The sequence below is a fragment of the Collinsella aerofaciens genome, from assembly GCF_015554145.1.
GTDB classification, from domain to species: Bacteria; Actinomycetota; Coriobacteriia; order Coriobacteriales; family Coriobacteriaceae; genus Collinsella; species Collinsella aerofaciens_AA.
The window spans coordinates 14,661-26,658 of record NZ_JADNHZ010000018.1 but is presented as its reverse complement, the minus strand read 5'-3'; the positions used below and the strand labels follow the sequence as shown (position 1 = coordinate 26,658).

The 11,998-nt window shown below is 61.7% G+C and carries 6 protein-coding genes; 2 read left to right on the top strand and 4 right to left on the bottom strand.

Features of this window, described 5'->3' with window-relative positions:
* Positions 1-490: 490 nt before the first annotated feature.
* The 4 genes from I2E13_RS07895 to gltB all read right to left on the bottom strand — a co-directional run bounded on the left by I2E13_RS07895 (position 491) and on the right by gltB (position 9,161).
* Positions 491-1,567 carry a hypothetical protein gene (locus tag I2E13_RS07895; protein ID WP_195404746.1) on the bottom strand — a complete coding sequence of 359 codons (1,077 nt, stop codon included), beginning with the start codon at positions 1,565-1,567 and terminating at the stop codon, positions 491-493.
* Between the two features lie 277 nt (positions 1,568-1,844).
* A complete protein-coding gene (locus I2E13_RS07890; RefSeq protein WP_195404745.1) occupies positions 1,845-2,552 on the bottom strand; it encodes a hypothetical protein in 708 nt (235 codons plus the stop codon).
* Between the two features lie 424 nt (positions 2,553-2,976).
* A complete protein-coding gene (locus tag I2E13_RS07885) occupies positions 2,977-4,458 on the bottom strand; it encodes a glutamate synthase subunit beta (protein ID WP_195404744.1) in 1,482 nt (493 codons plus the stop codon).
* 5 nt (positions 4,459-4,463) lie between these two features.
* A complete protein-coding gene (gene gltB / locus I2E13_RS07880; RefSeq protein WP_195404743.1) occupies positions 4,464-9,161 on the bottom strand; it encodes a glutamate synthase large subunit in 4,698 nt (1,565 codons plus the stop codon).
* 541 nt (positions 9,162-9,702) lie between these two features.
* On the opposite strand from gltB, the gene gpmA reads away from it, so the two are divergent.
* Together gpmA and I2E13_RS07870 are read left to right on the top strand one after the other, a co-directional pair.
* Entirely contained in the window at positions 9,703-10,476 is a 774-nt protein-coding gene (gene gpmA, locus I2E13_RS07875; RefSeq protein WP_229057890.1) for a 2,3-diphosphoglycerate-dependent phosphoglycerate mutase, read from the top strand.
* Between the two features lie 75 nt (positions 10,477-10,551).
* Positions 10,552-11,808, top strand: coding sequence for an Nramp family divalent metal transporter (locus I2E13_RS07870; protein WP_195404742.1), 1,257 nt, complete (start codon positions 10,552-10,554; stop codon positions 11,806-11,808).
* Positions 11,809-11,998 lie beyond the last annotated feature (190 nt).

The following is an 11,998-nucleotide window of genomic DNA, read 5'->3' as shown; positions in this document are numbered from 1 at the left end:
ATCGAGCTCCTCCCTCACGATTAACTTGAACATTTGTCCATTATCACCCAGCGCGACAGGGTTACTGCGGACATATCGGCTAACGGGAGGAAGAGAAGGGCGTGAGAACAAACAGGCCAGTGCAGCGATGCTTCTGTCGTTCCAGCAACATGTCTCGATCTGTAACAGATAGACCGTCTTTACCCTTCCAAATGTTACAGATCGAGATCTTTCGGCACCGCGTCCAACCTTTGTCTCGATCTGTAACAGTTAGGTCGAATTTTGGCCGTCAGATGTTACAGATCGAGATATTCTCCAGCACCGTCGTCAAACGTCTAAATCTGTAACAAGTAGACAGATTTTCGGCCTCTAGATGTTACAGATTGAGATCTTTTAGCGGTAGCCAACCTTTTGTCTTGATCTGTAACAGTTACGAGGCCAAACGATCCCTTGTTGTTACAGATTGAGACAAACTCGTCCGGAACAACCACATCCGCGTTAGTCGTACCCCTCAGTGCCCATACCACTGACGCTTCCATTGTTCAGCCAAATCGGCCCGCTGCGAAATACCCGCCAGCCTCATTTTTTCAGCCAGCTTCCCCGGGTTCTTGAGTTCATCAAACGTGAACCGAAGCACCTTGTACCCGAGCATTGTCAGATGAGATTCCCGCTGACGCTCTGCCACGAACGGGTCGACCGACTCCCGACCCTCGCCGTTCTGCAAGGTATACTTCCCCTTTCCGTCGAGCTCGCCAATCACGCACGTCCCGTCCTCGAGCCTCCAGAAATAATCGACCCGAAACACCTGGCTCGAATCGAGCGGATCGCGAAACTCCACCTGCAACTCCGGAACCGGAAAACCGTATGCAATAAAGAACGCTCGGAACCGAGACTCGCCACCGTTTTCGGACAGCCCGTCCGCATACGACGCGACCACCTGAGCCCTGCGATACCCGCGTCTGCCCTCGCAATCGGAGCGGAGACGCTCGCACAGGTCGTCGCGCGACATGCCCTTCGCCCGCAACGCAGAATCGGCGATCGCCAGACCATACGAAAACGGCGCACGCAGCAGACAATCCTCCACCGTGCGCCAAAACGGCGTCACTTGCACGCCGTCGACGCGCTCAAGCGCACCCGCCGCCTGCGGACGCAGCAGCCTATATCCCGTACTCAACGCCACCGAACAACCCGTCTTGACCAAGTAACGCGGCCCGAGCAGATCATTCGGCACCTCCAGACCCCATATCAGCGCGGCGTCATACCCCCAAAACGCCCAATCGGGGTGAAACTCCGCAAGCCCCTTGATGGTCCACCGCACCCGCTCCGGCGGCGTCAACGCATCCCATTCATGCTGAAAACAGAATAGGTGCGATTCGGGCTCCGCAATATCGTCTGTGCCCACATGGCGCCGCAGCCACATGAGCTCGGCATTGTCGTGCGTTGCGAGCAGCGCACCTTGCTCGGTCGCCTCCGTGAGTCGCGCGAGCATCCTATTCCGCGCCAACGTGTTGCGAGTCGTATGCTTGTGCTTGAAAACGGTATTAGACACTTCCATCACCACCACATCGGACAAATGGACCATCGTCACCGTTGCCTCCGCCGACAAATGTCTTGATCTGTAACAGGAAGACCGATTTTTGGCCTGTTGATGTTACAGATTGAGACATTCCCCCAGCCAGACGCCAAACGTCTCGATCTGTAACAGTAAACCGTTCTCCAGACCCCTAAACGTTACAGATTGAGACAAACCAGCGGCGCCCAAGCATTCGTCTCGATCCGTAACAGGTAGACCGGTTTTTTGTCCCCAAACGTTACAGATCGAGACATAAAGGCAGAAGGCGAGGCAGGCGACAACCGCCCATCCCCTACTCCCATTCTTGCTCGTAAATATTGAGCGACTTTACGTAACGCCCCTGGGCGCCCATGATGTCGCGGACCAGACGCAAGAAGAAGCTGATGCACGAGGTGTCAAAGCCGTCCTGCAGGTCCTCCGGATGCACCGCACCCGGCCCATCGACCGCCGTATCGCTCAGCCGCGCGATGTCATACAGGTAGAGCTGTCCCGCCGTAAGCCAGACATCATCGACGCAGGCGAGGCGCACCGCAATCGCGCCGTCACTCCAGTGCTCCTTCTGCACGATATGCGGATCGTAGACATCAAAGCGATGATCGGTGCGCGTGTCCTTCAGCACGACCATGCCGGACGCAGGATCCTTGTCCAAAATGCCAAAGCGCGAGAAATACTGCGTGTCGCGTACCTGCTCGAGCCGCTTGAGCGAGGCAGGCGAAAGCGATGCCGGCGGCTCGTCAACATATAGCTCGAGCAGCGTTTTGCCATGGCGATAGGGGCGCTCAAACAGCAGCCAATCGGTAAACGCCATGTTGTAGGCCATGATTTCGTTTTGCGAAGGCTCGGTGCAATAGCTGAGCCACGGGTCGACAATGATCTCGAACTGTTCGCGCGCCGGCTCCAGGAATTGAAACTTCCGCAGCATCCAAAAATGGGCCATGTCGGCAATATCGTTGCCGACGGCTTCAGCCAGCTCTGCTCGGTCAAAAGCGTGGTCAGTCATGGCATCCTCCTCAAACTGATGGACCTCAATTTGAGCTTACGAGGAGGGTGGGCAGCCACGACCAGCGCGGGCAAAATAGGCCTCCGGCTGCAAACCAGATGCTGACCAAACACTTGACGAAAAGCTTGACCGAAAATGCGCGCCGCAACAAAACCGCAGGTAAACATCGACGGCCAACCCGCCCTTTTGAGCCAGATGCCCGCAGCCACCACATAAACAACAGGTGACCACAGCCCAAGAAGTCGACAAATGAACACCCGCACGTCGACAAACGAGCAAACTGCTCGGAAATCCGCAAGGAGTGTCCCCAAATGCCGATGGAAAAGGAACGTCCCTAACTGCCGGCACTTAGGGACGTTCCTTTTGTGCCGGCAGTTAGGGACAGCCCTTGCCGATTCGATTGCTGAATATCTCCGTGACTACTTTACAGCTCCAGCGCCTCGGCGACTTCGGCTGCGCAGGCCAGGGCATCGGCCATGGCACTCACCACGAGCGAGCTGCCGTTGCGGGCATCACCCGCCACATACACCGGCGCGGCATCCGCGGCGACGCCCTCCGTGCGAGCCGCGAGATGCGAGCCCTCGGCAGCCATCACCGGCAGCGGACGACCAGCGGTGGCAACAGGTACGCTCACCGCATCGAACACACCGTACTCCGGACCCGTAAAGCCGCAGGCGATGAGCACCAGCTGCGCTGGCACCTCGTGCTCGGAGCCCGCGATGCGCTCGGGCTTTCCCGCCGACCAGTCCAGATCGACCACGCGCAGACCCGCAGCCGCACCCTTCTTGTCCAGCAGCACCTCGAGTGTATCCACGGCCCAGGCACGCATCTCGCCACCCATCGCAGCGATAGCCTCCTGCTGGCCGTAATCGGTCTTCTTAACGTTGGGCCACTGCGGCCAGGGGTTGCCTACCGCGCGCTTATCGGGCGCAGCCGGCAAGAACTCAAACTGGCGCACGCTGCGCGCGCCCTGACGCACCGCGGTACCCACGCAGTCGTTGCCGGTATCGCCACCGCCAATGACCACGACGTCCAGGCCGCGCGCGTCAATAGCAGGCTCGCCGCCATCGAGCACCGAGACGGTCGAAGCCGTCAGGTAGTCCACGGCGTACACCACGCCGGGCGCATCCACATTCGTAGCCGAAAGCCCACGCGGAGCACGAGCGCCGGCAGCCACCACGACGGCGTCAAAGTCGTCGAGCCTGGCGGTAACCTTGGGATCGCTCACGTCGGCACCAAGCTCAAACACAATGCCCAGCTCACGCATGAGCGCTACACGGCGCTCGACCACAGACTTCTCGAGCTTCATGTTGGGAATGCCGTACATGAGCAGACCGCCCGGGCGGTCGTCGCGCTCAAACACCGTCACGCGGGCGCCGCGACGCGCGAGCTCCCATGCAGCCACCAGACCAGCCGGTCCAGAACCAACCACGGCGACCGTGGGCGCATCCTCCCCTGCCGGCTCAAAGCGACGTGGGCCGCCGTTGGCCCACTCATGGTCGCTGATCGCACGCTCGTTATCGTGAATCGTCGTGGGTTGGCCGTCGACCGAGCCCAGGTTGCACGCGGCCTCGCACAGTGCCGGGCACACGCGGCCCGTGAACTCAGGCATGGGCGAGGTGAGCGACAGGCGCTCGGCAGCCTCATCCCAGCGGCCGCGGTACACCAGCTCGTTCCACTCGGGAATCAAGTTGTGCAGCGGGCAGCCGCTCGGACGTGCCTTGCCAAAGCTCGCGCCCATCTGGCAAAACGCCACGCCGCACATCATGCAGCGGCTCGCCTGGGCGCGACGTGCGTCGTCGTCGAGCTCCACGTACAGCGGATCGAAATCACGGCTGCGCTCCTCCACGGGGCGAAGCTCGTGGGTCACGCGATCGATATCAAGAAAAGCACCGGGCTTACCCATGGCACTTACGCCTCCTTCTTGGTCGAAGCAACAGAGCTGGCGTCCACGGACGCAGCACCCGCAGCACCGCCCGCAATATCGAAGCGAGCGACATCCGCGGCGCTCGCGCGACCGGTCACGATGTCAAACGCCAGCTCCTCTGCCTGCGCATGTGTCTTGCCGGCAGCCTCGCTCGCGGCGACAATCGCCAGCACACGCTCGTACTCGGTCGGAATGACCTTCACAAAGTGCTTGCTCATCGTCTCAAAGCTGTAGAGCAGCTTGATGCCGCGCGGGCTCTGCGTCGCGTCCACGTGCTCCTGGATGAGCTCGCGAATCTGCGCCAGCTCGCCGGCAGTCGGGGCCTTGAGCTCAACGCTCTCGTGGTTCACGCGGGCATCGAGCGTGCCGTACTGGTCAAAGACATAAGCCACGCCACCCGTCATGCCGGCAGCGAAGTTCTGCCCGACCTCGCCCAGGATGAGCGCCAGGCCACCCGTCATGTACTCGCAACCGTGGTTGCCGCAACCCTCGACCACCACGGTGGCACCGGAGTTGCGTACGCCAAAGCGCTGGCCGGCCAGGCCGTTGATGAAGCCACGGCCGCTCGTGGCGCCAAAGAACGCAACGTTGCCCACGATGATGTTTTCGTCGAACTTATAGGTCGCATGCGGGTTGGGGCGCACCGACACCTCGCCGCCCGAAAGGCCCTTGCCAAAGTAGTCGTTGGCGTCGCCGCACACGTTGAGCGTAATGCCGCGCGGCAGGAAGGCGCCAAAGCTCTGACCGGCCGATCCATCGCAATCGATGGTGATGGAGCCGACGGGCAGGCCCTCGGGATGTGCCTTGGTCACCGCGTTACCCAGGATGGTGCCCACGCAACGGTTGACGTTGGCGATATCAGCGCGGAAGCGAATCGGACGCAAGTGGGCACGGGCATCGGCCGTATAGGGCACGAACAGCGTGGAGTCGAGCGTCTTGTCGAGCTCGCTGTCCGCGGCCATCTGCGGCAGGAAGTGACGACCGTCGGCACCCGGGATATGGGCACCGAACTCGCAGGTCGCGCTCGCCAGCACGGGCGACAGATCGAGCAGGTTGGCCTTACGGTTGCCCGGGACCTCAATCTGGCGCAAGCACTCGGGATGGCCGACCATCTCGTCGACGGTGCGGAAGCCCAGGCTCGCCATGACCTCGCGCAGTTGCTCGGCAACAAAGAGCATAAAGTGCTCGACGTGCTCGGGCTTGCCGCGGAAGCCGCGACGCAGGCGGCAGTTTTGCGTGGCGATGCCGGCGGGGCAGGTATCCTGCTGGCAGTCGCGCTGCATGAGGCAGCCCATCGAGATGAGCGGCATGGTCGCAAAGCCAAACTCCTCGGCGCCCAGCAGGCAGGCGACGGCAACATCGGTGCCGTCCATGAGCTTGCCGTCGGCCTCGAGCACCACGCGCGAGCGCAGGCCGTTTTGCAGCAGCGTCTGCTGGGCCTCGGCAAGGCCAAGCTCCAGCGGCAGACCGGCGTGCCAGATCGAATCGCGAGCAGCGGCACCCGAGCCGCCATTGTGGCCGCTGATCAAGATCTTGTCGGCAGCGCCCTTGGCCACACCGGTGGCGATGGTGCCGACGCCGGCCTCGCTGACCAGCTTGACCGACACGCGTGCGCCAGGGTTGGCGTTCTTAAGGTCAAAGATGAGCTCGGCCAGGTCTTCGATGGAGTAAATGTCGTGATGCGGCGGAGGCGAGATCAGGCCGATGCCGGGCGTGGACTGACGGACCTCGGCAATCCAGGGGTAGACCTTCTTGCCGGGCAGGTGGCCACCCTCGCCGGGCTTGGCGCCCTGGGCCATCTTGATCTGAATCTCGAAGGCGCTGCACAGGTAGCGGCTCGTCACGCCAAAGCGCGCACTTGCCACCTGCTTGATCGCGGAGTTCTTGGAATCACCGTTAGCCAGCGGGGTCTCGCGACGCGGATCCTCACCGCCCTCGCCGGAGTTGGAACGGCCGTGCAGGCGGTTCATGGCGATGGCCATGCACTCGTGTGCTTCCTTGCTGATGGAGCCGTACGACATGGCGCCGGTGTTAAAGCGGCGGACGATGTTGAGCGCGGGCTCGACCTCGTCGAGCGAAACCGGCGTGCGGCCGCTGGCATCAAAGTCGAGCAAGTCGCGCAGACGCACGGCACGGCCGGTGCGGTGCAGGCGGGCGCTGTACTCCTTAAAGGTGTCGTAGCTGTCCTCACGGCAGGCGTTCTGCAGCAGGTAGACGGCCTGGGGGTCGATGAGGTGTTCCTCGCCGCCGAGCGGGCGCCACTTGGTCAGGCCCAGCGTGGGCAGCTGATCGGGAGCCGGGCTTTTAAGGATGGCGAGCGCAGCGTCATAGCGCTCGTTTTGCTCGCGCTCAACGTCCTCGACACCCATACCGCCCACACGGCTCACCGTGCCGGCGAAGTACGCGTTGACGAACTCCGGAGTAAAGCCGACGGCCTCGAAAATCTGCGCGGAGTGATAGCTCTGCACCGTGGAGATACCCATCTTGGACATGATGGAGACGATACCCGCCGTCGCGGCCTTGTTGTAGTTGTCGATGCCCTGCTCGGCCGTCACGTCCAGGTCGCCGCGTGCTGCCAAGTCGCGGATGCACGCATGCGCATTGTACGGATAGATGCCGCTTGCGGAGTAGCCCACCAGCGCCGCAAAGTCGTGCGGGGACACGGCATCGCCGCACTCCACCACGATGTCGGCAAAGGTACGCACGCCAGCGCGAATCAGGTGGTTGTGCACACAGCCCACGGCGAGCAGCGACGGCACGGGCACCTCGCCCGCAGCGGCACGATCGCTCAACACCACGATGTTCACGCCGTCGCGGACCGCAGCCTCAACGTCCTCTGCAAGCTGCTTGAGCGCAGCCTGCAGCGCGCCCTCGCCGGCGTCACGACGGTAGACGGCACGGAAACGGCGAGTCTTAAAGCCCACGCGGTCGATGGCGCAAATGCGGTCGAACTCCTCCTCGCTCAGCAGCGGACGCTCCAGGCGAACCAGCTGGCAGGCCGTACGGGAATCCTCGAGCAGGTTGCCGTGGTTGCCCAGGTAGAGCGTGGTCGAAGTCACCATGTGCTCGCGAAGGGCATCGATGGGCGGGTTCGTGACCTGAGCGAACAGCTGATAGAAATAGTCGAAGAACGAACGCGTCTTCTTGGACAGACAAGCCAGCGGCGCGTCGATGCCCATCGAGGCGAGCGGGGCCTTGCCCTGCTGGGCCATGGGACGCACGACCTCATCGACGTCATCCCAGTGGTAGCCGAGCTTGGCCATGCGCACAGCGGCGGGCACCTCGGCATCCTCGGCGGACGCGGGCGCGGCGGGCTCATCGAGCGCGTCGACGGTCAGCGTCTCCTCGGCAATCCAATCACGGTAGGGCTTTTCCTTGGCGTAACGGGCGCGCAGCTCGTCATTGTAGATGACGCGCCCGCGGGCAAAGTCGACCTCGAGCATCTGGCCCGGTCCCAAGCAGCCGCTCGTCAGGATGTTCTCGGGGCTCACCTCGATGGTGCCCACCTCGCTTGCCAGCATAAAGCGACCGTCGCGCGTCACGTAGTAACGAGCGGGGCGCAGGCCGTTGCGATCGAGGGCGGCGCCCAGCGTGCGACCGTCGGTAAAGGCGATGGCCGCCGGGCCGTCCCACGGCTCCATGAGCATGGACTGGTAGGCGTCGTAGGCGCGGCGTTCCTCGCTCAGATTGTCGTTGTGGTCCCACGGCTCGGGTAGCAGCATGGATGCGGCACGCGTGAGCGGACGGCCGTTCATGACCAAAAACTCGAGCACGTTGTCCAGAATCGCGGAGTCGGAACCCTCGCGGTTGATGATGGGCATCACACACTCAAGATCGTGCTGCAACACGGGGCTGTACAGGTTGGGTTCGCGGGCGCGAATCCAGTTGACGTTGCCCTTGAGGGTGTTGATCTCGCCGTTGTGGATGATAAAGCGGTTAGGGTGCGCACGCTCCCAGCTGGGCGTGGTGTTGGTGGAGTAGCGCGAGTGGACGAGCGCCACGGCCGTCTTGACGGCGGCGTCGTTGAGGTCGATGAAGAAGCGGCGCATCTGCGTGGCGACCAGCATGCCCTTGTACACGATGGTGCGCGAGCTCATGGAGCACACGTAGAAGATCTTGTCTCGCAGGGCAAACTCGGCATCGGCCTTCTTCTCGATAGTGCGACGGCATACGTACAGACGGCGCTCGAAGGCGTCACCCGCCGGCGTATCGTCGGGGCGGCCCAGAAAGGCTTGCAGAATGGTGGGCATGCAGGCGCGTGCCGTCTCGCCCAGGTCGTGCGGGTCGACGGGCACCTCGCGCCAAAAGAGCAGCGGCACGCCGGCCTCGGCGCAGCCCTCCTCAAACACGCGACGGGCATCCTCTACGCCCTTGTCGTCCTGCGGGAAGAACAGCATGGCCACGCCATAGTCGCCCTCTGCCGGCAGAATCTGGCCGCACTTTTGAGCCTCTTTGCGGAAAAAGTGATGCGGAACCTGGAACAGGATACCGGCACCGTCGCCGGTGTTCTTCTCGAGTCCCGTACCGCCGCGGTGCTCCAAGTTGACCAGAATGGACAGTGCATCGTCCAGAATCTGGTGATGGCGCTCACCGTTGATATCGGCAAGCGCGCCGATGCCACATGCATCGTGGTCGAATTCGGGGCGATAAAGGCCCTGCTGCTGAGCGGAATCTGCCTGCATCGCGATCCTCCCCTAGATATTTAGACAGTCAGTTGAATAGGCATAGTAGGAGCATCGCCGGCCCGTTGTGTTTCCCGCCCGTTTCGAAACAATCGCGTAACGCACGCCCCACGAGTGGACACCGCCGACCTCAAGGGCGACAACATAGGCCCCAAGTTCGGCCTGTTAGCTCACCACTTCAAACATCTCAATCTGTAACAGGAAGAGCGGATTTTGGCGCCTAGATGTTACAGATTGAGATTTTCTGCGGAGCGGTTTTGGTTTGTCTCGATCTGTAACACGAAGGGCCGGTTTTGGCGGCCAGCTGTTACAAATCGAGATTTTCCATAGGACCATTTCTTCCTGTCTCGATCTGTAACACCTAGGCCCAATTTCCATCCCTAGTTGTTACAGATCGAGACATTTCGGCAGCCCCCCCCTTCACCATCCCATTCAAATAGAACAATTTTGTTAGTCTTGGTTAACTTTTAAGCTTAAAACGGGTATCCTTTGCGGCGTCAAGCAAACGGCACGCACACCGTGCCAGATCAAGGAGGCCCCTATGGCGCACCAAGCAGACCAGCAGACGATGCAACTCGTCCTTATCCGTCACGGAGAGTCCGAGTGGAACAAGCTCAACCTGTTCACCGGCTGGACCGATGTCGAGCTCACCGACACGGGCCGCGAAGAGGCGGCGGCAGGCGGCCGCGCCCTCAAAGAAGCCGGTTTCGACTTTGACGTCTGCTACACTTCGCGTCTCAAGCGCGCGATCCACACCCTCAACATCGTGCTCGGCCAAATGGATCGCGAGTGGCTGCCCGTCATCAAATCCTGGAAGCTCAACGAGCGCCACTACGGTGCGTTGCAGGGTCTCAACAAGGCCGATGCCGCCGCGGAGCACGGCGACGAACAGGTGCTCATCTGGCGCCGCTCCTTCGATGTCTGCCCGCCGGCACTCGAGCCGGACGACGCGCGCGACCCCCACACCCAGGAGCAATACCGCGACGTCGCGCCCGATCAGCTGCCCTATACCGAGTGCCTCAAGGGCACGATCGCCCGCGCCTGGCCCTATTTCGAAGACGAGATTCGCCCCCAGATGCTCGCCGGCAAGCGCGTACTCATCGCCGCACACGGCAACTCCCTGCGCTCACTCGTCATGAAGCTCGAGCACCTCACGCCCGAGGAGATCCTCAAGGTCAACATCCCCACCGGCGTGCCGCTCGTCTACACCTTCGACACCGATTTCAACGTCCTCGACAAGCGCTACATCGGCGACCCGGCGACCATCGCCGCCAAGATCGACGCCGTGGCCAATCAGGGCAAAGCACACAAGTAGCCCCAACCCAAAACCGACGCGTGGCGCCGCACGGCCCAGATGCGACGTCACGCCGCCCATACACAGGAGCGCACCATGCTCAACCATCTCAAACAACACTTTGGTTCCCGGCGCACCGGCGGTCACGGAGGCCTAGACATTGCGCGGCATATCGGCCCCGGGCTGCTCGTGACCGTCGGCTTTATCGACCCGGGCAACTGGGCCTCCAATATGGCCGCGGGCTCGCAGTTTGGCTACGCGCTGCTGTGGATCGTCACGCTGTCCACGATTATGCTCATCGTGCTGCAGCACAACGCGGCTCACCTGGGTATCGCCACGGGCGCCTGCCTTGCCGAGGCCACGACACGTTACCTCCCCCGCTTCGTCGGGCGTACGGTGCTCGCCAGCGCCTATCTCGCGACCATCGCCACCGCCATGGCCGAAGTCCTGGGCGGCGCGATTGCCCTTCAAATGCTCTTTGGGCTGCCCGTGCGCGCGGGCTGCGTCATCGTGGCGGCAGTATCGATGGCGATGCTCATGACGAGCTCCTACAAGCGCGCCGAACGCTGGATCATCGCCTTCGTGGGTGTGGTGGGACTCTCGTTTTTAGCAGAGCTCGCGCTGGTCAAAGTCGACTGGCCGCAAGCAACCGCAAGCTGGATCACCCCCAGCATGCCTGCCGACTCGGCAACGATTATCGTGAGTGTCCTGGGTGCGGTCGTTATGCCCCACAACCTTTTTCTGCACTCCGAGGTCATCCAATCCATGCACTTCGAAGGCCAAGGCGAGCAGGTTATCGAAGAGCGTCTGCGCTACGAGCTCTTCGACACGCTCTTTTCGATGGGCGTGGGCTGGGCAATCAACTCGGCCATGGTCATCCTGGCCGCAACGACCTTCTTTGCGCACGGCATGGTCGTAGACGACCTCGCCGTCGCAGCGGCCACGCTCTCCCCCATTCTGGGCCCGGCAAGCTCGACCATCTTTGCCGTGGCGCTGCTGTTTGCGGGCCTCTCGAGTAGCGTGACGGCGGGCATGGCGGCGGGCACCATCACCGCGGGCATGTTCGACGAGGAATACGACATCCACGACCGGCATTCCTCGATCGGGGTGGCGGCCTGTTTCGTCGGCGCAGTGACGGCATGCCTGGTCGTCCCAAATCCTTTTGAAGGTCTCATCTGGAGTCAGGCACTGCTGTCGCTTCAACTGCCGATTACGGTCTTTGTGCTCATACGGCTCACCAGTTCACCCCGCATCATGGGCAAATACGCCAACTCGCGCCCACTCAACGCGCTGCTCGTAGGGATCGGTGCCATCGTGACGATTCTCGATGCCGTGTTGTTGACAGGAATGTAATGGGACGGGGCACCTACCCAGGCAAACGTCTCGATCTGTAACATCTAGACCCGCTTTTGATGTCTAGATGTTACAGATCGAGATCATTCCGAAGGACAGCTCCGTTTGTCTCAATCTGTAACAAGTGGACCCAATTTCCACCGTTAGATGTTACAGATTGAGATCTTCTTCCGGACGGTTTTGGTTTGTC

Coding starts and splice junctions, on each gene's coding strand:
- I2E13_RS07890 (WP_195404745.1), bottom strand. CDS start 2,552: ATGACTGACCACGCTTTTGACCGAGCAGAGCTGGCTGAAGCCGTCGGC.
- I2E13_RS07885 (WP_195404744.1), bottom strand. CDS start 4,458: ATGGGTAAGCCCGGTGCTTTTCTTGATATCGATCGCGTGACCCACGAG.
- gltB (WP_195404743.1), bottom strand. CDS start 9,161: ATGCAGGCAGATTCCGCTCAGCAGCAGGGCCTTTATCGCCCCGAATTC.
- gpmA (WP_229057890.1), top strand. CDS start 9,703: ATGGCGCACCAAGCAGACCAGCAGACGATGCAACTCGTCCTTATCCGT.
- I2E13_RS07870 (WP_195404742.1), top strand. CDS start 10,552: ATGCTCAACCATCTCAAACAACACTTTGGTTCCCGGCGCACCGGCGGT.